The following is a 22,734-nucleotide window of genomic DNA, read 5'->3' on the forward strand; positions in this document are numbered from 1 at the left end:
GTCCCAACAAGCATCGCAATCCAACACCCAGAAACAGGAACAAAAAGTCTCACAAGACCTGGCCGGTGACGATGAAAAAGACCATCACTCGGGGAAGAAAGTCAAGAAATCAAAAGGGATGGCAATCAGCCATTGAATAATGGATGTTGCATCTCACCTTGACAGGTTTTTTAAGGACATCAGTTTAGACGCCCGTGTGACAGTAACACATATCAGCGTCTACGCTGCAATCCTGCAAAGCCTGCGGAAAGTTGGCACACGTCGCTTATCAATGTTCGGTTTTGAATTGATGCAGGTTGCCAAAATATCCAGCGGAAAGACTTACTATAAAGCGATGCGGGAGCTCAACGAATTTGGCTACATCTGCTACGAGCCCTCATTCAAGAAAAACCAGCCCAGCAAGATTTGGCTTCCTGATAAAGCTTGAAACAACTAAATAAAACTGTTGCAAAATGAACATTGAGGTAATTACAAAAGAAGATTTGCAAATCTTGCGACGCGAGCTGCTTGAAGATTTAAAGCAACTGCTTGCGGGCTCTAAACAGGAGCCTAAGAAATGGCTAAGAAGCGCCGACGTTCGCATGATGCTCAACATTTCGCCTGGCACATTGCAAAACCTTCGCGTTAACGGGCAGCTTCGGCCCAGCAAGATTGGTGGATCTTTCTTCTATGCATTCCAGGACATACAGTCGCTTATGCAAGGTGACACAAAACGAGCAAAATCATGAAAAGATCAATAAGGAAATTTGTAAACCGCATCCTGATCGACCAGAGAGTTAGGATCTGGCACGTCGGAACGTATCTGGCACTAGTCCTGCTTTGGGAAAAGAATCGCCAATCGAGCCCATTTCGGGTGACTAGGTGAGTGATCATGCAGATGTCCAGGACAAAGAGCACCGCAACATATCACAAATATTTGAAAGAACTGGAAGTGCTCGGCTATATCAAATACTTGCCTTCGTATCATCCCAAGGAAGGCAGTAAAGTCTGGCTTATTGAATGATTGTAAAATCTATGCAGGCTTGTATCAAACCTTGAAAGTGTTGCTGCTCCTGGCTAGCTTTCGAAAAAGTCATCACTAAAAAATTACAGCTATGACTCTTCTAATCAGCATCACATCTGTGATCTCATACGGAATAATACTGCTTCTAATTGGTGTTGGAATCCGGATTTTTGTGGCAAAGCGTCGGTTTAATAGGCGCGGTTACGGCGGGGCGCAGCTCTATACCAGCTATTGGTCGGCAGTCCTGGTATCGACTATCGAGGGTGTCTTAATGATCATCTCAGCAATGTCAATCCTGGGTGGGGTGCTTTTAATATTGATAGAGCTATTCAATCAGCACTAAAATTATATTTAACATTCCTTCAAGAGAACGCCTTCGGTTCGAAGCTGATGAAAGCTTCGAGCCGAAGGCGAATTTTTAATAATCTTACCCGTCGGCAAGGCTTGCCGACGGGTATATCTAACCTAATTAAGTGATGCTTGACCGCGATGAGCAAAGTCACTGCACAAATTGAAAGCTGTTTGTGATCTTATCTGAGCAGTCCCACCCAGGACTATTGACTTCAATTTCGCTTCATCGTCCTGAAATTTGCGAACGTTCTGGAAATACCCCGTCACTGCATTATATGCACCGAACACAGTCCCCATCGTCGTCGGCAATTGCTGGGTAGGATTTGATAATGCATATTCATAAACATCTTCGACAATGTTAACAAACTGCGTTGACAGCGCATTCACCTTGCCGTCTTTCAAATTTCCCAGTACCTCCCTGTTTGGCGCCATAGCCATTTCAATCAACCGTCTGAGCTGTGGATCAGTAATTCGTTTCTTTGCCCAGAAATTAAATGTTCCCCCATTTCGTCGCTAAACCGGTTTGCGATGCCCATCACTTTATGAGCTGTTCTAAGCCTCTCGGTTGCATTACTAGTGTGCCGGATTTTAACCACGTTGGTCATGTTTTTCATTGCAGCGTTCAATGTGTTGGCGCAAACAACGCGAACCGGTGTGAAAGCAGTTGTAATACTCCCACTTCCGTCGTGTGATGTAGTTAGGAATAGATATTTTTCTATCAAATCATTATTCCCGACCTCGATGTAGCCAGGAAGCTTGGCGGTGATAAAGATCCTTTCACCTTTCCCAAGCGCGCCAGCTGTTTCGTACATAATGCCGTCTCCATCTACAATGCTATCGAAAAATGTAAATGCATCCCGGTTCTGAACGATTTGGTAGTCCTTGCCTACAATTCCAAGAACTGCTCCATTATCTGTGCGCATGGTTGCATAGTAGTTTGGTACAGGTACATTCTGGCTGTTTGCACTTTGGCTACTCAGATTTACCGCGGATAAGTTCGTTTTTTGAACCTCGTAGTTGAGACCTGCATGTTCAATCGCTTCATCGCTTGTTGGGTACTGATCCACGATTTGACCGAGCCCGTGCCAAGCATTTTCTTTGACTGAGAAGAAACTGTGTTTGCCTGTGTTTTCGTCGAAATCGATGTTGTGAGCCATGATTAATGCTGTTAGAAGTTAGAAAATATTTTCTCTCTTCTTCCTCTCGCTCTTTTTAAAATGAATGTTTGACAAAGAAAAAACGAGAAAAAAGAAAGCCCTTCTAACAGTGGCCCTCAATAAGCCAAAAGGAAACGGAATAAGCGCCGAAGGCTGGTGGCTAAACTTTTCGGATCCTGCATAATAGAAAAGCCGCCATTATGCCGAACGCTTTTGGCGGCTTTTCACAGTCTTAGGAAGTAGGGGCACTTATTTAGCTGCCCTTTTGCCGAGTTTGTTTGTCAAACAATTATCTATGAATTACCTAATACCTCTTTTAACCTTCTCATGTCGTCCCCAATTTTCTTATCGACGATCTTCGCATAGAGCTGAGTCGTTTTAATATTTCGGTGCCCCAACATTTTCGAAACGCTCTCGATTGGCACTCCATTCGTCAAGGTTACGGTTGTCGCAAAAGTATGCCTTGCCAAGTGAAAAGTGATTGCCTTGGTAAGCCCGCATAGATCGGCGATTTCTTTCAGGTAAGAATTCATTTTCTGGTTTGACAACACTGGTAGCAGCCTATCCTGATTTATACATTGCGGATGCTCATCATATTCGGCGATTATTGACAGCGCTTGGGGTAAGAGTGGAATGCGTGAGGGCGAGTCGGTCTTTTGTCTTTTTATCACTACCCACTTTTCACCATCACTTCCATCGATAATTTCCGAACGTTTCAGCTTGAAAACATCAGCGTACGCCAGACCGGTATAGCAGCAGAACAGAAATATGTCACGTACTTGCGCCAATCGGCCTTGTCCGAACTCACGAATGGTTATTGCTTGCAATTCAGAACTTGTCAGCGCTTGTCTGTCTACCTCGTGCTTCGTCATTTTATAAGCATGAAATGGGTCACGAGCGAGCCACCCCCGCTTGATACATAGGAGAGAGATCTTTTTAAAGTTTGATAAGTACTTCATTGTCGTATTGTGACTGCATTTTCGGACAGCTTTCATCCAGAACTCATAATCGGCGATGAAGTCGTAATCGAGCTTCTCAATTTCAAGATCGCCTGTCTTGTACTTGTACTTTATGAACTCTTTGGTATGCTCAAACGACGTCTTATAACGTTCCAATGTGCCGGGGGCAAAGTCTGTACCTACCAATCTCGACATTTTGTCATTATGCTCCTGAAAAATATCGAGTATCATTTTAGGCTTTACCGCACTTCCAACGAGAACATTTTTTACAGATTCAGCTGTAATGGTTCGACCAGCTTCTATCAGCTGTCTATGGACATCATAAACTTTTGACTGAAGGGTGTCCTATAATACTCCCAAAAATCTGGACAGCTGCTTAAATTTCTAATTTAGTAGTTGACTATGAAAAAAGAGCGCAGAAAATTCAGTGCAAGCTTTAAAGCTAAAGTGGCTATTGAAGCGATCAAGGAGGTCCAAACTGTCCAGGAACTCGCCTCCAAATACGAGATTCATCCAACGCAGATTGCGGCCTGGAAGCGGGAGTTTCTGGAGAAGGCCGAATTGGTTTTCAGTAAGGAGGTGCCTGCCGCCGGTAATGAAGCCGAAAATACAAAGGAGAAGGAATTGTACTCGAAAATCGGTGAGCTTCAAGTCCAACCGGGCCGCCGGTGCGGTTGATTTTCTAAAAAAGGTCTTGGGGAAATGAGTATCATGGAGAAGCGCAGTCTTGTTTCCCCGGAATATCGTGCTTTGAGCGTTTCTGATCAGTGCAAATTGATTGGTTTGCAACGCAGTAGCTATTACCGCGGCGGCGGACCGCTTTAAACCTAGAGGGCAGTCACTGCTAAACCAACGGTTAATGAAGGTCATTGACCGCCAGTTCCTAGATTGCCCGTTTTACGGAGTCGAACGCATGCGCGATTATCTGATCGGATTGGGATACCATGTTGGCGTAAAACGTGTGAGAAGGCTTTACAGGCTTATGAATCTGCGCACAATTTACCCCAAGCGTAATCTGAGCAAGGCCAATCCTGCTGAATATAAGTATCCATACTTGTTGAAGGGACTGAAAATAGAACGTCCTAACCAGGTCTGGCAGGCTGATATATCCTACATTCCGATGTTCAGAGGGTTTATGTACATGTTCGCTATTATTGATGTCTATAGCCGGCGGATCGTGGGGTGGAGTATTTCTAACACCATGAGTATGGAATGGTGCCGGGAAACAGTTTTGGATACCATACGTACGGAGGGGCAGCCCGAAATATTTAACCGCGCGGGCGGCCCCGACCGACCAGGGTAGCCAATTTACGAGTCCAGGATTTATTAAGCCATTACTCGAGAGCGGAATACAAATCTCGATGGATGGCAAAGGAAGAGCCCTCGACAATGTTTTCATCGAACGCTTCTGGAGATCGCTCAAACAAGAGTACGTATACCTAAATCCTCCCAATGGTGGGATGGATCTGTATCGGGGCATAAAGGCATATGTGGAGTTTTACAACCGTCGACGTAAACACACCGTGACTGGGTACATTCCTGATGAACTGTTTTTCGAGACTAAGGCGAAAGCGTCATAATTAAACTTAATTTCATCCGTTCGCTGTCTAGTAAAACGGGAGTAGTTCATCCAGATATGCATTGAGAAGCTTTACATCTTCTTTAACACCATTCTTTCTTCCAGCCGATGAATTCCATTTTTCCGGCTCGCATTCTCTCTTGGTGCTGATTTCAATCCTTTGACCGTCGACTGTCAATCTCATGTAAATTGGCAATTCACCTTTGACATAATTGTTGCGCTTTTTAAGATAAAAGAGCAACGTGAAGCTTTTTGTTAACATAGCAATCAGATTTTAAAGTGAATAAAATTATGATTGCAGCCTATCTAAATCAAGATGTTTACGCCGTAAACAGGTTCATAAACAAAACGTTACGCCTAATTCGGTGAGCACTTTTTTCTGCTTCCAACTGCTCACCGAAGTGCTCACCAACATATTGTGAATTTTTGAACATTTTGGTAAAGTTTTGGCAGAAAAAAAGCCTACAAATCCTTGATTTGCAGGCTTTTAATGTTTTTTGATATTGATTTCCGCAGAGAGAGAGGGATTCGAACCCCCGGACCTGTTACAGTCAACGGTTTTCAAGACCGTCGCAATCGACCACTCTGCCATCTCTCTAAATTATTTCGCCGTTTGCGAAACATGGTGCAAAAATAGGAACAAAATCCTTAAGCACAATAAGCAGTCAAAAAATTTATTCAAAAAGGCTGACCAGCAACTGAAATAACCAGCAGTTTCCGTGGCTCTTCTTTAACCCTGTAACGTTCGTCTGAACGGATGCCTATTACCCAAATGATGTCACCGTTGCCATTTACGAGCAATCTGACTTTGTCTTTCTGGAACCGGTCAAGTTTTAAATCGGCAAACAGATCGCTTAACTTCTTCTTACGGCCGTTCATTCCGAAGGGAAAAAAGGTATCCCCATTTTGCCATTTTCGGATCATCAGAGGAAATTGCAGCTTTTGGGTTTCGACACAGATCATATTCTTATCCCCCGTATTTACATCATCAAAATCCTTTTCTTCAAATAACAGTGTATATCGTTCAAATGAAAATTCTTCGTCAATTCTACTGACCAGCCACTGCACAGTCGCTTCCTCTTCGCCCCTCTGTTTTAAAATCAAATCCTTTCTATCTACTAATAAAATATGGGAGCCGGACAAAAATGTCTTTCCAGGAATTCCTCCGAGGCTTTTGAATACCTGTTGAACCAGCGCATACCCAAAACCGTAATCCTGCAAAATATACCAAAGCCGATAGAGCGGCTCCTTCGATGCTGTCAGTTTTTCAATGGAGATCCGGACTGAACCTTTTTCGGCTATCATCACTTCGGTCTTCCATTCTTTGAGGTAGTCTTTTAATATTGCATCGGCAGCAGTTATTCTTTCTGATGTCGATTTAAAAGTTGATTCCAGTGAAGGGTTCAATTGCTGAAGAACCGGAATCACTTTGTGCCTGACCAAGTTGCGCCCGTAATCGTCCGAATGGTTCGACCGGTCTTCTCGCCATTCCAATTGATTTTGATACGCGTAAAACAAAATTTCTTCTTTAGTTGCTTGGATCAAAGGTCTTAACAAATGGTTATTAACGGCTGAAATCCCGTGAAGACCTGATAGCCCGGTACCGCGTACAAGGTTTAAGATCACTGTTTCCAATGAATCGTTTGCGTGGTGTGCGGTTGCGGTCCAGCGATATCCGTTAGCAGTCCTGATCCTCTCAAACCATTCATACCTCAGTTCCCGAGCAGCCATCTGGGTTGAAACTGACCTTTCTGTTATAAATGCCTGAACGTCAAATCGGGTAGAGAAAAAATCAAAACCATATTTCCTTGCCAATTCCCTGACAAACTGCTCATCCACTTCTGATTCCTGACCTCTTAAACCAAAATTACAGTGTGCGATTCCGGCCCTAAATCCCATTTTGTGGAACAAACTGGCCATCACAACAGAATCTACCCCACCGCTGACTGCCAGTAATGATGGTTCCTGCGCCAGATTCAAGTTCTGTTGGTTAATAAAAGTTAAAAAAGATTCCAAAATGAACCCAGGTGATGTATTTGATGTAATTTCGGCATAAACAAGTCCAGTATCTTTTACCAAGAGAGCCTTAATTTACACCGTTTCAAAGGTAGGAGAAACAACAGCAACATGAAGAAAAAAAAATATAGGAAAAACTGCAACCCTTTCAAACTTTTGTGCGTCAACAATATCAAAGACAATATATTTCGATTAACGTTCTTTGCCTTACTGATTTTTTCTCCTTATCTGTTCGCACAGAAGGCTTTATCACAACCAAAAACAACTCAAAATGAGGATTTGGTTGAGATCTTAAAATCTGACGAGCTCGAAATTTTAAACGAGAATGGGGTAGACTCCAGAAGAGTTACGAATGGTATCTTCAAACACAAAGGAGCCCTGCTATACAGCAAGTTAGCTATCCAGCATATCAATACAAACATAATCGAGGCTTTTGGAGATGTCAAAATTGTGCAGGGTGATACCATAACCGTTACAGGAGACACTCTCTACTATTATGGTAACACCAGGCTAGCAATTGTGAGTGGGCGGAAGACTGTGTTAAAAGATAACAAACGGACCCTCACGACACGCAAGATTGAATACGACATGGCCAATGGCATTGCTAATTATAAAGTCCCCGGAAGAACAGTGGACGAAGAAAATGTTCTAACTAGTAAAGAGGGCTTTTATAATACGGCCACAAAGGAGTTTACCTATTACAAAAGCGTCAAGCTAGTCAACAAAAAATATATGCTTACGACGGACACGCTTTTGTACAATTCAATCACAAAGTGGTCATTCTTTAACGGGAAGACCAAAATTGTTAACAAAGACGGTACGGTTGTCGGCACGAAGGGCCAATATAATACCGAGTCTACGCAATCTTCCTTCCACAGAAGAACAACCGTAGACAATGAAACATATACCCTTACTGCCGACTCTCTGGTGGTAGACGGAAAAAGCAACAATGGACAAGGGAAGGGCAATGTTGTTATTGTTGCAAAAAAAGACAAGACCGTCCTAAACGGTGATGAAGGGTTTTACTGGAAATCAAAAGGGTATTCCAAGATTTACGGACATGCATATGTCAGGAACGTAGTTTCAAAAGATACCCTATATATCCGGGCCGACACTTTATACTCCTTTGAAAATGCCCGTGACAGTACAAGAAAATTGATCGGCTATAAAAATGTGTACATCTACAAATCTGATTTCCAGGGCAAGTGTGACTCTATCAGCTACAATTCTGCTGACTCGATCATTCGCTTTTTTAAGGAACCAATTTTGTGGAGCGATCAACATTATCAGATGGAAGCAGACTCTATCACCGCATTTTTAGTCAACAATGAAATTAACAGAATGTTGCTCAAGGGCAAGTCTTTCGTAATAACCGAAGATACGCTCGTAAAGCAATTCAATCAGGTCAAAGGCAGGACTATCAATGCGTATTTTGAGAGTGGGAATAAGTTGAAGCAGGTACTCGTAGATGGCAATGGTGAAAGTGCCTATTATGCAATTGATGATAAGGAGAAAAATATCGGGCTTAACCGCGTGGAGTGTGGTAGAATGAACCTTCTGTTCGAAGACAACCGGGTGCAGAAAATATCATTTGTGGGAAAACCAGATGGAAAACTAATTCCACCTGCTAAAATAAAACCCGCAGAAAGGCAACTGGATGGCTTTAAGTGGAGAATAACGGAAAAACCGACCAAGAAAAAAACGATCTGGGCGGAATTATAAAAATTTTTGACAATTAGGCAAAAAAGTTTTCTTACGGCATGATTTTTTACCCTGAAAATAAAGATGGCCGTTCGCACAATATATTTTGAATATGCAATTATTTCTCTATATTTTTGTAGCGTACTTTTCAACTAAAAACGCAAAATATTAGTCAAAAGTATCTGATTTACAGCTATGAAAAGAACTATACATTACATAATCATACTAGTTGCATTGATCCTGGGAAGCCAGACAATCAGTGCCCAATCAGTCTCCGGCGGTAGCCGGTTGAACATGGTTGGCAAGAAGAAGCCTGCAACTTCTGAACATCTTAAATTTGCCGCACTTGCTTCAGGGCTGAGCTACAAGCCGCTTTCTTTGCAAAATCCAAAAGCACTGAATAGCTTTTATACATCGTTTTTGTTCTCCGGAGCGAGTTCTGCCGATAATAACAATGCTCTAGCGGCTGAGATTGTGGAAAAGAGTATTGAGAGAAGATCTCCATCTTTGGAAACACAAACCAAAGCTGAAGAGCTTTTGTTCGCGAGTGATAAGATTTCAGTCTCAAATATATATCCGAACCCCGCCAGCGAATACGCTGAACTTGATTTCAACATTGCAACAGGTGTACGGGACGCAAGGCTTACATTTTACAATGTTCTTGGTTCACAAATGCAGGAGTTTACACTTAATAAGAACGAAAGAAAACTACGCGTGAATACGAAAGATATGCCAACAGGTCTTTACTTCTATCAGCTTTCACTGGATGGCAAAAAAGTAGCAACCAAGAAGATGCTTGTACGTCATCAGCAATAGCCTTATATTTTGACACTAGATCGGCTACGCATTCGTTGTGAATGGTGTAGCTTTTTTTATTACCTTTGCAGCCAATATGCGAAAAAACAGTCGAGCAAGCTATTTCTTGCTATTTATTGCAGTCCTTATCCTAACCTCCTGCAGTAAATTTTCCAAATTACAGAAGACAGGTACGGATCAGCAAAAGTATGATGCCGCAATGTCTTATTATAAAAAAGGGGATTTTTACAGATCTGGACTACTTTTTGAGGAGCTTATTCCTCTATTAAAGGGAAGCACTGAATCGGAATTGGCGCAATTCTATTACGCGTATTCCCAATACCATCAAAGCCAGTATAACACGAGTCAATTTCTATTTAAGAAATTTTTCGACACATATGCTCGCAGCGACTACGCCCAGGAAGCCTTGTACATGCATGCCTTTTCCCTATACAAAGATTCCTCGCCATTCAACCTGGATCAGACAAGTACTTTTACGGCCATCTCTGCGATGCAGGATTTCATTAATACGTATCCTGACAGCCCATTTCGTGAAGAATGTACCAGGTATATCCTCGAATTGAGATCCAAGCTGGAAAAGAAAGCTTATGAACGCGCGAGGCTTTATCACAAGATCAGCGATTTCAACCCTATGTCGATGAAATCCGCTGTGATTTCTATAGAGAATTTTAGAAAGGATTTCCCGGATTCAAAATATAATGAGGAACTGGCGTTCTTGAAGGTAGAATCCCAATATAACCTGGCCTCTAATAGTTTTAGTGATAAGCAAAAGGAACGTTTTCAGGACGTTGTGAAGTTCTATCAGGAGCTCATCGACAAATATCCCAATGGAAAATATAACCGGGATGCGGAAAAGATGTTTGATGACAGCCAAAAGCAGATCCAGGTTATCGCAAAACTTGAACAAGAACGACAAAGACTGAAAGAGGCAGAGCCGGAACCAGCTAATAAACCAACGAAAGTAACAACTCCTGCGGTAGCAGAGCCGAAAGGACAATAAGGCAGAATTTTGAATTTGAATAAAAAGTTTAAAACAATATAAAAACAGGTATATGGCAACGAATCCATCGATCATTACCCGGGACACTGACAAGATAGCGGATGTAACCGGCAACCTATATGAATCCGTATCGGTTATCTCTAAAAGAGCTCGCCAGATATCCAGCAAAATGAAAGAGGAGCTGAATAATAAATTGGCTGAGTTTGCTTCTGGTGTTGACAATTTGGAGGAAGTTTTCGAAAACAGGGAGCAAATTGAAATCTCTAAATTCTATGAGCGTATGCCAAAGGCCGGAAGCATTGCAATCGACGAATTTATTGAAGGTAAAACTTATCACAGTTACCGCGAAACAGACGAAGAATAGTCTGTTAACCTTTACCAAAACCAGCCATAAGTAATTCTGTGGCTGGTTTTTTCTTTTGGGCTTGCTCAATGGGTAATGGTAATCTTATCTGTGTAACTTCATTTTATAAACGCAACACCCAAATTTAAAAAAAGTGTATATCAAGGGTAAAAAGGTACTGGTAGGCGTATCGGGGAGCATTGCGGCTTATAAGTCGGCCTTGCTGGTCAGGTTACTTGTTAAGGCAGGGGCGTCTGTTCGGGTGATCATGACTGAGTCGGCTAAGGAATTCATCACTCCACTTACTTTGTCAGTACTCTCACAAAATCCTGTCCTCAGCACTTTCACGAATCCTGCGACTGACACCTGGAATAATCACGTCGATCTCGGCTTATGGGCAGATATCATTGTGATTGCTCCTGCAACTGCAAAAACACTTTCCAAATGTGCTAGCGGCAATTGCGACGATTTACTAACGGCCGTATATATGTCCGCAAGGTGCCCCGTTTTCTTCGCCCCTGCCATGGATGTAGATATGTTTCACCATCCCGCAAACAAACAGAATATTTTAACCTTGACGGGATTTGGCAATCATTTTATTGAACCGGAGTTTGGCGAGCTGGCGAGCGGATTGACGGGGGACGGGCGGTTGGCTGAGCCCGAAAAAATTGCCTCCGAATTGTCAGCTCATTTTGCAAAGAAGCCGGTTGCACAATCCAAAAAAGTACTTATTACTGCTGGCCCCACCGTAGAGTCAATTGATCCGGTCCGATTTATCAGTAACCGTTCATCAGGCAAAATGGGCTATGCGATAGCGGAGGCATTCGCGGCTGCGGGAGCGTCTGTCATCTTGGTAAGCGGTCCCACCCAATTAAATCCGATCAACAAGAACATTAGGAGGTTGAAAGCGGAAAGTGCCAGAGAGATGTTCGAAGCGACTGAAAGACATTTTGAAAGCAGTGATCTGATCATTTTTGCGGCCGCCGTCGCTGATTATACCCCCAAATATGTCGCGGATCAAAAAATCAAAAAACAAGGCCAGGAAATGTTACTGGAACTTGCCAAAACCAAGGATATTGCAGAGACATTAGGTAGGACGAAAAAAGCGGACCAGTTAACAATCGGTTTTGCACTGGAAACCGAAAATGAACTGGAAAATGCCGTGGACAAACTGCATCGCAAAAATTTAGACTTCATTGTTTTAAATTCGCTAAATGACCCTGGTGCCGGATTTGCACACGATACAAATCAAATTACCGTTATTGACAAGAATGGAAATTACCAGCACTTCGACCTTAAAAATAAGGCAGAAGTGGCTCAGGACATTCTCCATATTATTCTAACTAAATGGAGTGAAGCATGAAATGGAATTTGGTTATACTATTGTTCATATTTGTCGCCACCTTTTCCGGAAAGTTGTTCGCACAGGAGTTTCAATTCACCGTCAATCTGAATTATGAGCAGCTTGTGGCGCAGCAGAAAACTGATCCGCAATCTATGAACCAGCTGCAAACCTATATGAATGATTTCTTAAACAATACCCGCTGGACAAATGACCAGTTCAATAAAGAAGAAAAAATAAAATGTAAATTGAATGTGAACCTTACCCGTTCTCTGAGCCAGGGCAACTACGAAGGCAATGCCCAGCTGATCGTTTCAAGGCCAGTGTTTAATTCAAATTACGAGTCAGTCCTATTCACCTATGTTGACAAAAACTTCACTTTTACCTATCTCCCAAGTACTCAGCTCTATTTTAACGAAAACAGCTATACCGAAGAGTTGCCTTACATTCTCGCATATTATGCCAACATAGCGCTAATCTTTGACTACGATTCCTTCAGTAAAATGGGAGGTGCCCCCTATGTACAGAAAGCGTTTAACCTTGTCAATCAGGCAAGGAACTCATCACCAAATAAAAGAGGGTGGGATTCCAATGGCGACTCGCGCAACCGCTATTGGTTGATAGAAAACCTGATGAGTCAGCAATTTATCCCTTTCAGAGAGGGGCTGTACAAATATTATCGTCAGGGATTAGATGTAGCTTCACAGAACCCTGTTGAAACGCGGGCAAAGGTTATGGAATTTTTGACAACTCTTAAAGAGGTAAATCAGTTAAGGCCCGCCAGTGTCGTGATCAATTCCTTCTTCGATGCTAAATCGGACGAGCTGTATAAAATCCTGATTGAAGCTCAGCCACAACAGCGTGCGCAAGCATACACCCTGCTCGTTGGACTTGACCCCACAAAAACGCAACTTTACCAGCGGCTTTCGCTTTAAAATCAAATCGGAATGAGTAAACGACTGGTAAGGATAGGTTCCGGGAAGATTTATCCCGAATTGAACAAGCTCATAAGTCATGAGATTAACGTCGTGCTGGAAAATGGCAAGACTTACTTCGGACGGCTCCTGGCTTTTACTTCCGAAAAACTAACTTTAAACGACACCCGGAACCACCATCACGATATACTTCTCAACGAGCTTTACGAAATCGTGTATGATAAAGCACAGGAGCGGGCAATTAAATAATTCGGGCAGGACTCTTATATTTCTTAATTGTTGATATCATAACTATATTCGTATCGGAGACGAAAAACCACTTTCTTCTTAATAGCCGATTCCACTCTCTCCTGTAACCGGCAGCCTAAATTAGACATGCTTTCTAATTTACTCATCAAAAACTACGCTTTAATCAAGCACCTCGAAATGTCCCCCGACCCGGGGCTGAATATCATTACCGGTGAAACCGGGGCGGGAAAATCGATCATGTTAGGTGCCATTGGCCTTCTATTGGGAAACCGGGCCGACGTTAAGGCATTGTACGATTCGACAGAGAAATGCATTATTGAGGGGAGTTTTGATCTGAAGGGATATGATCTGGCGGCAAACTTTGATGAGGAAAACCTTGACTTTTTAGAAGAATGTATCATCAGGAGGGAAATTTCAGTCGCCGGCAAGTCACGTGCATTCATTAATGATACCCCTGTAAATCTCGAAACATTAAGGAAAATTGGGAGCCAGTTGCTGGATATTCATTCACAACATGACTCAATTCTTTTGGGCAATAACGAATTTCAGTTGCAAGTTGTCGACTCTTTTGCTCGTAACGATAGCTTGCTGAAATCTTACTCAAAGGAATACAATGAATTTCGGGCAGCCTCAAAATCGCTCGAAGATTTAAGAAAACAGGCACTTCAGCTACGAAAGGAATTTGACTATGACCAATTCTTATTTCAGGAATTGGAAAACGCAGGCCTCAAAAACGGTGAGCAGGAGGATCTGGAACAGGAACTCACCATTCTGGAAAATGCAGTCGAAATTAAAGAAAGGCTGCAGCTCGCTTTTGCATACCTTGATAACCCCGAAAACTCCATTCTGGATCTGCTGAAAAATACGGTCACTGCACTTTCACAAGCATCAAAAATGGTCCCCGGATACGAGCATTTGCGCCAGCGGGCACAGAGTTCGTTGATTGAGCTAAGGGATCTTGCAGATGAGATCGATCAGATTAACAGCCATGTTGAGATAGATACGGGTCGCAGCGAAATTGTTCAGGAGCGACTGGATTTGATCTATACCCTGTTAAAAAAACACCAGGTATCATCCATCAATCAGCTTCTGGAAATAAGAGATGCATTGCAAAAGAAACTTACGGCAGTTCTGAACCTGGACGAAGATCTGATAAAGTCGGAAGAATACGCTGAGGAAAGTAGACAAAGAATGTTGAAAACGGCGTCCGCTCTATCAGAAAAACGCCGAAGGGTAACGAAAGTCATAGAATCTCTGATTTTGGACAGACTTAGCGAACTTGGTATTCCTAACGCCACCTTTACGATTCACATTGCGGAAACAGCTCCTTTGCCGACCGGTATGGATTCTGTCCTTTTCCTATTCAGTAGCAATAAAGGAATCGATCCACAGGAATTGAAGCAGGTCGCTTCGGGCGGCGAATTTTCCAGGCTAATGATGGTGATCAAATATATCCTCGCAGATAAACGTAAGCTACCTACGATTATCTTCGATGAAATTGATACGGGTGTTTCTGGTGAGATCGCAAAAAAAATGGGCAGGATGATGCAAAATATGGCGGCGAATCATCAAATCATCGCTATCACGCATTTACACCAGATTGCAAGCAGTGGGGACGCACATTATTTTGTATATAAAGATCATTCAGCAGATAGGACGGTTAGCCGGATCAAAAAACTCTCTATAGACGAACGTGTCCAGGAAATTGCCCAGATGATAGGCGGGCATAATCCATCCGAAGCAGTATTAACCAATGCACGGGAAATGATTTTGAAAGATTAACGCTCCACATATATTATTCAGTCTCAATTTAAACCCACTTATCATGAAAGTCCCCTCCCAAATACTTTTCGTGCTCGCAATTTTCGCGGGATGCAGCAAAGATGCTCAGAAAGATAAAGCGACCGAGCTTGAAGCCGAAGTAATGGCGATTCATGACGAAATCATGCCGCAAATGGATGATATCATGACACTCAAGTCAAAGCTCTCAAAAAAAATCCAAAGTATCGACAGCCTTCAGAACGTAGGAATTACGGGCAACTCAATGGCTGAGCAACGAATTAAGGCCGTTGATCTGAACCAAAAACTCAATGAATCCGATAAATTGATGATGGACTGGATGCACGAATACCGAGGAGATTCCGCTAAAAAATTGAAATCCGAAGAAGCTCTTGCTTATTTTGAGAAGGAAAAAGAGAAAATATTGGCTGTGAAGCAAACGACTGTTAAGTCCATCCAAGAGGCCAAAACATTTTTAGAATAAACCATGAAATTGAATATAACTATTATAAAGTTGCTGGTTTTTAGTTGTGCGGTTTGGGGACTGGGCAGTTGCGACCATTCCAATCGAAAGCTACCGATTTTGGGCGAGCGGGACTGGGTCAAGAAAAATGTCGATGGAAAAGAAGTCGTTGACACCATTTACAATACGATCCCACCCTTTTCCTTTATTGACCAAAATGGGGATACTATTTCGGAAAAAGTCGTAGAAAACAAGATTTATGTAACTGATTTCTTTTTTACGACCTGCCCGACTATCTGTCCGGTTATGAAGCGTCAGATGATTAAAGTTTACACTGCCTATAAAGGCAATCCGGATGTGATGATCCTATCCCACTCGATCGATCCGGATCATGACACGCCCCGAGTACTGAACGCCTATGCCAAAGATTTAGGGGTTGAGGGGACGCAATGGCTGTTCTTGACCGGAGAGAAGGAAAAGATATACGAGATTGGCCAAAAAAGTTACATGTCGACTGCTAAGGAAGACAAGTCAGCCGAAGGCGGATATATCCATAGCGGCGCTTTTATTTTAGTTGACAAAGACAAACATGTACGTGGAATGTACGACGGGACGACCGAAGAGGGGACACAAAAATTGATCGCAGATATACAAACCTTACTGAGTGAATATAAAAAGTAAGTTTTCCTGGCGACTCCCAAATAGCCTTTCCGTTGCATCGCTCTTTGTGGTGCTCATATCCTGCCAAAACGCCGAGGAATTAAAAAGTGAGCAGTATTTCGTGGAAGGTTATCAGCAATACACGACGCATTGTTCCAATTGTCATCAGGCAGATGGGACAGGGATGTCTAACTTATATCCTCCTCTTAAAGGTTCACCTGCATTATCGAATAAAGCATATCTCACATGTATTATCAAGAACGGCATGAAGGGTGTAATCAGCGTAAACGGAAAAGATTTCAATCGCCCAATGCCGCCTAATGCAAAGCTTACGGAGATTGAAATTGCCGAAATTGTGAGTTATGTAACAATGAAGTGGGGCAAAGATAGCCTTTATACTAAAATAGAATCCGTGCAGCAGTCTTTACGAAATTGTAAGGAGTAACTAGGGTCCTGTGAATTTGTAAATACCAGTTGCCTTTCGGAATTTGATCCTGGTGAAATCCTGTTCAGCGTCCATACCGATTGCATTGGTAATCTCCGACGTACGCTTATTGATAACGGACAAGGCTTTTTCTGTAAATACTTTTCTTGTTCTAGGGCTCCAGCTCAACTCCGAAGTCGTTAATATTTCATTTGTCTCTGACTTGACAACTCGTACATTGCCTTTTACGATATAAACATCAGCATTTTGATCATATCTACCGGAGTCTGAACGTAACCGTGTGACGACTGTACCAAGCGAATCAAAAAAGCTAATATTGATTGTATCCGGGAAAACCTTTGTTTCATTCTGGTACCTTAATGATTTAGGGGTTTTCATAAGCACCTTTATTTTCCCTTGCTCACTATACTTAACTTCGACGTCGTTCACAATCTCCACAGGCCCTGTATAAAGGGCGCCCTCTTTATTCTTCTTCCCTTCGCAAGCGAGGAAAATCAGGAGAATGCCTATCATGTAAAAGGGAGATAATAATTTATCTCCCTTAAAAACATATTGTATCGCCGAACTTGTCAACATAAACTGTTATCAGTCGATTTTTTGTTTGACAAACCATCTTTCCAGTAACGTAATACCCAGCACAGCGCGACCGTACCTCTCTCTAATCAGTCCCGCACCCGCATTTCCGCGTTGGCCAGCAACAAATGCAATGGAAAGGAAATTTTGATATCCACGCCCCATTGGAAAAGTAAAACCTAGACTTACGTTTGTGTCATTGACATCACTCTTGTTTACCACATAGGGTGTCTTTCCGTAGCTAAACCCTAGCCGGTATCGTACCAGATTAAAATAGCTAAGAGAAGTAAAACGAGGCAAATATTCAGCTCCGAAATGGACCCGGCCTACATCCTGCAAACCATCAGAAGAATTGGTGAAGCTCCGGTATTTCGTCCAGGACTGGTGGCTATAATCCGCGGAAAGAACCAGTTTGAAAGGCCATTCCAGACTTGCCCCAACCTGGAACTGGTCCGGAACTGTGATACCACCGGTCAAGTTGTTTTGCAGTGTGTCAGGAGCTATCACATTGAATGACCCCTGGCTCAGCTCAAATGAAGTGGTTTGGCTGGCATTGAGTCTAGTGCTAAAACTGTAAGTACCTCCCAGGTTGAGGTTCAATTTATTTCCTTTTTTGATTGGAATTCTTGCAGCAACTCCCCCTCTAAAGCCTATATCGGAATAAGTGGTCCTGTCATTGAGACTAACAATATAGTCCGCAGTACTCGCACTGAGTGGCAGATACACCTTATTTCCGTAAACGTCCAATGTATAAGAGCCAAAGGGGTAATCGGTGGCGGATAGTGGTAAGGCTACTTCCGAAGCTCTCCTGATATTACCGAAGAAATAACTGCTTTCGAGCCCGACACTTACATATTTCCCGATCTGCACGGAATTAGTAATGGAAGCTTTGTTAATTCCCCCCTTACCCGACGTGACATAGGAGGCTGTGGCGGATGTACCCGGGACCGACCGAGTGAAGGCATTTTCGTAGTCTATAAAACTGTAAGGCTTTAGGTTCACACCGATTACCCACTTAGGCCCTACCGGAAACGAAAGTGACACATACGCCAGGTTACCGCCCGAATTACGTTGATTGCTATTTCCCGATGTAATGTTTTTATATTGTCCTATCAGCCCCACATCCAATGTGGTAAACCTGTTACGAACCCACAAGGCGGGATTTAGATTATTGACCTGAAAGCCGCTCCCGTAGCTTACGCCAGACTGCCCCATTCCTGTATTATCAGAATATGACTCTCCGTAAAATTCGCCCATACCCAGCGATGAATAAGGGGAATTACCCAGACCCTGTGCTTTTACGCTTGTTGTAAACTCCATACAACTCCAGCCTAGTGTAATTGCAAGTGTAAGAATTAAGATTCTACTGTAAAGAGACATTATAAGTTAAAATTCTGTTCAGTCCTATTAAAACCAGTTCCGGCACCGCAAAGATGGGTGGTTTCAGGCTACTTTCAAAAAAAGCTGCATCGCCGCCGCACAATACTATGCGCATTCCGGGTGATTTCTTTCTGTATCTTTCAATTATTCCTTCCATTTCCGCAAGTACCCCGTTCATAACGCCACTTTGCATCGCCTGTTTTGTACTTTTTCCGATAAACACCGGTTCTTTCTCTGGATCAAAGAGCGGAAGCCTTTTAGTAAACGTATGCATGGCATTGAATCGCATTTTTACGCCCGGTGAAATGATGCCCCCCTGAAAGGTCGCAGTTTTGTCAATGAGATCGTAAGTAATGCAAGTACCCATGTCCACCACGATCAGATCTTCTCCTGGAAAAAGGAAATTAGCGCCTACACTCGCAGCAATGCGATCGGCACCAAGAGTCGCTGGCGTATCATAATTTTTAGTAATAGGGAGAGGCGTGCCAACCGACAGCTCAACAAAGTTCAACGGGAGGTCCAGAGCTTTTTGAAATTCGCTACCGGAAACACTGACCGAAGAAAAAAGTAAATTCTCGGGCGGCTGTGACCGGATCATTCGTAGTGAGTCCTCAAAGCTCAGCAGCGTCGTATAGCGTATAAGTTGCTCCTTCTCAAACCAACCTATTTTGAAATAGGTATTACCAGAATCGACCACAATATTCATAATAGTACAAAAATCTCCTTTTCCGGTCACAAAAACTAACTGTGTTAAAAGCCTAATATTCCTGCATGATTGACTCACAAACGGGTCTTTACACAACCTTTCAACCCTATAATTGCCATATTTAATACATCAGGCCAATTTCGTTATCAAATATTTGGAAATTAAATTGAATATTTTTACCTTCGTTCATCTAAGTCAAGTATCGACTTATAAATCCAAAATCCATCTCGCGGTAACTCTCTATCCCAACGTTATCGGGTTTTAAAAAATCTTGCCGATTTATTGTCATACTTCTATTGTGTCAAATTGCAAACTTTTCACAGTTGATCCAGCAAAGTTTTTCAGTTAGTAAAGTCATTTTCAGAGACTTCTACAATACATATTCCTTTAATCAATGACCATCACATGACTTCGGGACATACTTCCCGATTTTGTATCCAATTACATTCACAAACTTATTGTCCATTGGTAAAGCCCTACTTTACCTTCTCTTTTCTGTATGCCTACAATTGATGAATTAAATCTTAAGCTCTTATCGGAGCTAAAAGAGATAGCAGGGACTCTTGGGATACCTGATTATGCAAAACTCCCTAAAAAAGAACTAGTTAATAGAATTCTTTCTCAGCAGGAAACCTTTTCTGCATCAGCAGCAGTTCCGGTTCTTGAAACGCCGGCGGAAATATCCGATGAGCCAAAGAAAAAAAGAGCGAGAAGACCGGCCGAAGCGACACCCGTACCCGTAAAGCAGAATACGAATAACCGTCCGGCAAAAAATAAGAAAGAAAGTTCTGGACAGGCGACCTCATTCACTCCTCTATTTGATGCACCGGTCAAAGCCGAAAATTCAAAAAAGAAAGAAGACCTTTTCAAAAGCTTCGTAATAAATGAGGAGAATGATTCCGATAACGATACGCTCAATGACCTTGGAAGAGAGGAGGTCGTCTCAGTACCTGAAATAGAGGCCCCTACCGTAGAAATTGAAGAAACACCGGAGGAAAAGCTCGTTGCAATCAGTCAGGATCAGAATGTCACTACAAAAGAGGAAAAGCCCGTTCGGCAGAACGGCGAAAATACTGAGCGCCAGCCGCAGACTCAGCGCGATGACCCGTCTTCGAAAATCAAGCGAAATTACAATAATTACGTAAGGGAGTTTGACGGATTGATCGTGAACGAGGGTGTTCTCGAAATTATGCAGGATGGCGGGTATGGATTTTTGCGTTCCGCGGATTACAACTATCTCGCCAGTCCTGATGATATTTATGTCTCTCCTTCCCAGATCAAACTGTTTGGACTCAAAACAGGTGATACCGTTAAGGGCCAGATCAGGCCTCCAAAAGAAGGTGAGAAATATTTTGCGTTGCTTCGTGTGGAAACAGTGAATGGTAAAACCACAGAAGAAATCAGGGACCGTATTCCTTTTGAATATCTAACGCCTCTTTTTCCAGACGAATGCTTGAAACTCAGCTCACGTCCTGAACAATATTCTACCCGGATTCTGGATCTTTTTGCCCCTATTGGTAAAGGTCAGCGCGGTATGATTGTGGCGCAGCCGAAGACAGGTAAAACTGTGTTGTTAAAGGAAATCGCAAACGCGATTACACGCAATCACCCGGAAGTCTTTCTTCTTATATTATTGATAGATGAACGTCCGGAAGAGGTAACGGACATGCAGCGTAGTGTTCGTGCTGAAGTTATCGCGTCTACTTTCGATGAACAGGCAGACCGCCACGTAAAAGTCGCAAGCATCGTCCTTGAAAAAGCAAAAAGGATGGTCGAATGCGGTCATGACGTAGTGATTTTATTAGATTCTATCACCCGTTTAGCACGTGCCTATAATACCGTGGTTCCATCATCTGGTAAAATCCTTTCCGGTGGTGTGGATGCAAACGCTCTGCATAAGCCAAAACGCTTTTTCGGAGCTGCCCGAAATGTTGAAAATGGCGGATCTCTGACGATCATCGCAACTGCCTTGATTGATACGGGATCCAAGATGGACGAAGTTATTTTTGAGGAATTCAAAGGTACTGGTAACATGGAATTACAGCTAGACAGGAAACTTTCCAATAAGCGAGTCTTCCCAGCTATTGACGTAATGGCATCCGGCACGCGTCGTGAGGATCTTCTGCTCGACAAAGAGACACTTAAGAAAGTTTGGATACTTCGAAAACATATGTCCGACATGAATGCCATGGAATCTATGGACTTTCTCTTGGAACACATGAAAGGCACCCGCAACAATGAGGAGTTCCTCATTTCAATGAACCGCTAAATCAAAAGAGCCTGGGTACATCGCCCGGGCTCTTTACTTAAAAGCTGTTTCACTGCAACTCTTTTCCCAAAAAGCTATTTTTAAAAAGAATATCTACTTTTGGAAAACAGAAAACTAAGAGTTAAGTATGTTTAATGTCAAGGCACTCTGGTGGACCCTTCTCGCCGTATGGATACTGGGGTCAACCTATTGGCATGTTTGTAAAATCCAACAATTGTGCGATACAAGCTACAATCCACAGTTTTTCCTCACCGAAGTGGTCCATCCCTCAGGTCAGCCTGTTGACCTTTCTATTATTTCGTACGACCGTCTCAGCATCACGGAAATTTGGCAATATGTCGTTATGTTTTCAATAGCCATACTATTGGGCTTTTTGACGGGCAAAAGTTATGAAAGCAGGAGAACGCGTGAACTAAGGTATAAACTTAACAGGATCAACCGTGAATTGAAATTTTACCAGTCCAAATCATGAAACTGCCGGCACTTCCTTTTAACCTTCAGAGTTTGCCACTGGCTATTGCAGAAATACTTGTATTGCTGTGCCTTGCTTCCTGCCTCGGATGGGTGATAGCAAACTTAATGACCAGACGACGAATGAATAACTTGCGGAAGTCCATTGAAGAGAAGAAACTTGAACTGGATGATTTTCGGACATTGACGAAAAGCCCATTTGACCAACCCATCGCAACTAACGCGTCCAAAACGGTATACCCCGAAACAAGCCCGGACCACGCTCCCGACAATCTAAAACTCATTGATGGAATTGGACCAAAAATTGAAGAAATACTGAATAAGGAGGGAATCCATACTTTCGAACAGCTCTCAGAAACTGCGGTGATCAGAATAGCAGGTATCCTTAAAAAGGCAGGCCCCAGGTTCCAATTGCATGATCCTTCTTCCTGGCCAAAACAGGCTGCATTGGCGAAAGAGCAAAAATGGGAGGAACTGACCCAGCTCAAAATGTCAATGATTTCGGGCAATCAGTAAAGTCGTATAAAAGTAGAGCCC

At 42.8% G+C, this 22,734-nt stretch carries 27 protein-coding genes, 1 tRNA gene and 1 pseudogene; 21 read left to right on the top strand and 8 right to left on the bottom strand.

Annotated elements, in window-relative coordinates:
* Positions 1-139 precede the first annotated feature (139 nt).
* The 4 genes from AC1XUF_RS28750 to AC1XUF_RS28765 all read left to right on the top strand — a co-directional run bounded on the left by AC1XUF_RS28750 (position 140) and on the right by AC1XUF_RS28765 (position 1,346).
* Positions 140-427, top strand: coding sequence for a hypothetical protein (locus tag AC1XUF_RS28750; RefSeq protein WP_483345324.1), 288 nt, complete (start codon positions 140-142; stop codon positions 425-427).
* Positions 428-452: 25 nt separating this feature from the next.
* Positions 453-728, top strand: a complete 276-nt coding sequence (locus AC1XUF_RS28755) for a helix-turn-helix domain-containing protein (protein ID WP_483345325.1) — start codon at positions 453-455, stop codon at positions 726-728.
* Positions 725-865 (top strand): hypothetical protein, encoded by a 141-nt coding sequence (locus AC1XUF_RS28760; RefSeq protein ID WP_483345326.1) that lies wholly within the window; start codon positions 725-727, stop codon positions 863-865. The genes AC1XUF_RS28755 and AC1XUF_RS28760 overlap by 4 nt, the downstream gene beginning before the upstream one ends.
* 229 nt (positions 866-1,094) lie before the next feature.
* The gene (locus AC1XUF_RS28765) at positions 1,095-1,346 is read left to right on the top strand and encodes a hypothetical protein (protein WP_483345327.1); all 252 of its coding nucleotides are present in this window, start codon (positions 1,095-1,097) and stop codon (positions 1,344-1,346) included.
* Between the two features lie 122 nt (positions 1,347-1,468).
* On the opposite strand, the pseudogene AC1XUF_RS28770 reads toward AC1XUF_RS28765, so the two are convergent.
* A pseudogene (locus AC1XUF_RS28770) lies at positions 1,469-2,511 on the bottom strand (DUF932 domain-containing protein).
* A 293-nt stretch (positions 2,512-2,804) separates the two neighbouring features.
* The gene (locus AC1XUF_RS28775) at positions 2,805-3,701 is read right to left on the bottom strand and encodes a site-specific integrase (protein WP_483345328.1); all 897 of its coding nucleotides are present in this window, start codon (positions 3,699-3,701) and stop codon (positions 2,805-2,807) included.
* Positions 3,702-3,872: 171 nt separating this feature from the next.
* Here AC1XUF_RS28775 and AC1XUF_RS28780 point away from each other — a divergent pair, with 171 nt between their 5' ends.
* The 3 genes from AC1XUF_RS28780 (at position 3,873) to AC1XUF_RS28790 (ending at position 5,050) form a co-directional block, all read left to right on the top strand.
* Positions 3,873-4,148 (top strand): transposase, encoded by a 276-nt coding sequence (locus tag AC1XUF_RS28780; protein ID WP_483345329.1) that lies wholly within the window; start codon positions 3,873-3,875, stop codon positions 4,146-4,148.
* 181 nt (positions 4,149-4,329) lie between these two features.
* Positions 4,330-4,773 (top strand): transposase, encoded by a 444-nt coding sequence (locus AC1XUF_RS28785; RefSeq protein WP_483345330.1) that lies wholly within the window; start codon positions 4,330-4,332, stop codon positions 4,771-4,773.
* Between the two features lie 52 nt (positions 4,774-4,825).
* Positions 4,826-5,050 carry an integrase core domain-containing protein gene (locus tag AC1XUF_RS28790; protein ID WP_483345457.1) on the top strand — a complete coding sequence of 75 codons (225 nt, stop codon included), beginning with the start codon at positions 4,826-4,828 and terminating at the stop codon, positions 5,048-5,050.
* 27 nt (positions 5,051-5,077) lie between these two features.
* Here AC1XUF_RS28790 and AC1XUF_RS28795 read toward each other — a convergent pair whose 3' ends face one another.
* The 3 genes from AC1XUF_RS28795 to tilS all read right to left on the bottom strand — a co-directional run bounded on the left by AC1XUF_RS28795 (position 5,078) and on the right by tilS (position 7,029).
* On the bottom strand, positions 5,078-5,311 hold the full coding sequence (locus AC1XUF_RS28795) for an Arm DNA-binding domain-containing protein (protein ID WP_483345331.1): 234 nt from the start codon (positions 5,309-5,311) through the stop codon (positions 5,078-5,080).
* A 251-nt stretch (positions 5,312-5,562) separates the two neighbouring features.
* Positions 5,563-5,647 (bottom strand) — tRNA-Ser (locus AC1XUF_RS28800).
* Positions 5,648-5,727: 80 nt separating this feature from the next.
* On the bottom strand, positions 5,728-7,029 hold the full coding sequence (gene tilS / locus AC1XUF_RS28805) for a tRNA lysidine(34) synthetase TilS (protein WP_483345332.1): 1,302 nt from the start codon (positions 7,027-7,029) through the stop codon (positions 5,728-5,730).
* A 315-nt stretch (positions 7,030-7,344) separates the two neighbouring features.
* On the opposite strand from tilS, the gene AC1XUF_RS28810 reads away from it, so the two are divergent.
* From AC1XUF_RS28810 to AC1XUF_RS28860, 11 genes are all read left to right on the top strand, one after another.
* On the top strand, positions 7,345-8,787 hold the full coding sequence (locus AC1XUF_RS28810; protein ID WP_483345333.1) for an OstA-like protein: 1,443 nt from the start codon (positions 7,345-7,347) through the stop codon (positions 8,785-8,787).
* Between the two features lie 174 nt (positions 8,788-8,961).
* Entirely contained in the window at positions 8,962-9,582 is a 621-nt protein-coding gene (locus AC1XUF_RS28815; protein WP_483345334.1) for a T9SS type A sorting domain-containing protein, read from the top strand.
* A 76-nt stretch (positions 9,583-9,658) separates the two neighbouring features.
* Positions 9,659-10,582, top strand: a complete 924-nt coding sequence (locus AC1XUF_RS28820; protein WP_483345335.1) for an outer membrane protein assembly factor BamD — start codon at positions 9,659-9,661, stop codon at positions 10,580-10,582.
* Between the two features lie 52 nt (positions 10,583-10,634).
* Positions 10,635-10,946, top strand: coding sequence for a DNA-directed RNA polymerase subunit omega (locus AC1XUF_RS28825; RefSeq protein ID WP_483345336.1), 312 nt, complete (start codon positions 10,635-10,637; stop codon positions 10,944-10,946).
* Positions 10,947-11,079: 133 nt separating this feature from the next.
* Entirely contained in the window at positions 11,080-12,288 is a 1,209-nt protein-coding gene (coaBC, locus tag AC1XUF_RS28830) for a bifunctional phosphopantothenoylcysteine decarboxylase/phosphopantothenate--cysteine ligase CoaBC (RefSeq protein WP_483345337.1), read from the top strand.
* Positions 12,285-13,202 carry a type IX secretion system protein PorD gene (gene porD / locus AC1XUF_RS28835; protein WP_483345338.1) on the top strand — a complete coding sequence of 306 codons (918 nt, stop codon included), beginning with the start codon at positions 12,285-12,287 and terminating at the stop codon, positions 13,200-13,202. Before coaBC ends, porD begins: the two co-directional genes overlap by 4 nt.
* A gap of 12 nt (positions 13,203-13,214) precedes the next feature.
* The gene (locus AC1XUF_RS28840; RefSeq protein ID WP_483345339.1) at positions 13,215-13,451 is read left to right on the top strand and encodes an LSm family protein; all 237 of its coding nucleotides are present in this window, start codon (positions 13,215-13,217) and stop codon (positions 13,449-13,451) included.
* A 126-nt stretch (positions 13,452-13,577) separates the two neighbouring features.
* A complete protein-coding gene (recN, locus tag AC1XUF_RS28845) occupies positions 13,578-15,233 on the top strand; it encodes a DNA repair protein RecN (protein ID WP_483345340.1) in 1,656 nt (551 codons plus the stop codon).
* Between the two features lie 70 nt (positions 15,234-15,303).
* On the top strand, positions 15,304-15,714 hold the full coding sequence (locus AC1XUF_RS28850; protein WP_483345341.1) for a viral A-type inclusion protein: 411 nt from the start codon (positions 15,304-15,306) through the stop codon (positions 15,712-15,714).
* 3 nt (positions 15,715-15,717) lie between these two features.
* Positions 15,718-16,374, top strand: coding sequence for an SCO family protein (locus tag AC1XUF_RS28855; protein ID WP_483345342.1), 657 nt, complete (start codon positions 15,718-15,720; stop codon positions 16,372-16,374).
* Positions 16,358-16,798: a c-type cytochrome gene (locus AC1XUF_RS28860; protein ID WP_483345343.1), complete on the top strand. Its 441-nt coding sequence runs from the start codon at positions 16,358-16,360 to the stop codon at positions 16,796-16,798. The genes AC1XUF_RS28855 and AC1XUF_RS28860 overlap by 17 nt, the downstream gene beginning before the upstream one ends.
* On the opposite strand, the gene lptC is transcribed toward AC1XUF_RS28860, so the two are convergent.
* The 3 genes from lptC to AC1XUF_RS28875 all read right to left on the bottom strand — a co-directional run bounded on the left by lptC (position 16,799) and on the right by AC1XUF_RS28875 (position 19,457).
* Positions 16,799-17,311 (bottom strand): LPS export ABC transporter periplasmic protein LptC, encoded by a 513-nt coding sequence (gene lptC / locus AC1XUF_RS28865; protein ID WP_483345344.1) that lies wholly within the window; start codon positions 17,309-17,311, stop codon positions 16,799-16,801.
* A 72-nt stretch (positions 17,312-17,383) separates the two neighbouring features.
* The gene (gene bamG / locus AC1XUF_RS28870) at positions 17,384-18,691 is read right to left on the bottom strand and encodes a BamG family beta-barrel-assembly machinery protein (RefSeq protein ID WP_483345345.1); all 1,308 of its coding nucleotides are present in this window, start codon (positions 18,689-18,691) and stop codon (positions 17,384-17,386) included.
* 43 nt (positions 18,692-18,734) lie between these two features.
* Positions 18,735-19,457: a type III pantothenate kinase gene (locus AC1XUF_RS28875; RefSeq protein ID WP_483345458.1), complete on the bottom strand. Its 723-nt coding sequence runs from the start codon at positions 19,455-19,457 to the stop codon at positions 18,735-18,737.
* Between the two features lie 499 nt (positions 19,458-19,956).
* On the opposite strand from AC1XUF_RS28875, the gene rho reads away from it, so the two are divergent.
* The 3 genes from rho (at position 19,957) to AC1XUF_RS28890 (ending at position 22,713) form a co-directional block, all read left to right on the top strand.
* Positions 19,957-21,726 carry a transcription termination factor Rho gene (gene rho / locus AC1XUF_RS28880; RefSeq protein ID WP_483345346.1) on the top strand — a complete coding sequence of 590 codons (1,770 nt, stop codon included), beginning with the start codon at positions 19,957-19,959 and terminating at the stop codon, positions 21,724-21,726.
* A 127-nt stretch (positions 21,727-21,853) separates the two neighbouring features.
* Positions 21,854-22,198, top strand: a complete 345-nt coding sequence (locus AC1XUF_RS28885; protein WP_483345347.1) for a hypothetical protein — start codon at positions 21,854-21,856, stop codon at positions 22,196-22,198.
* On the top strand, positions 22,195-22,713 hold the full coding sequence (locus AC1XUF_RS28890; protein WP_483345348.1) for a hypothetical protein: 519 nt from the start codon (positions 22,195-22,197) through the stop codon (positions 22,711-22,713). The genes AC1XUF_RS28885 and AC1XUF_RS28890 overlap by 4 nt, the downstream gene beginning before the upstream one ends.
* The last annotated feature ends 21 nt before the right edge of the window (positions 22,714-22,734 follow it).

It is taken from the genome of Dyadobacter sp. HNCC25DJ185 (assembly GCF_056895195.1).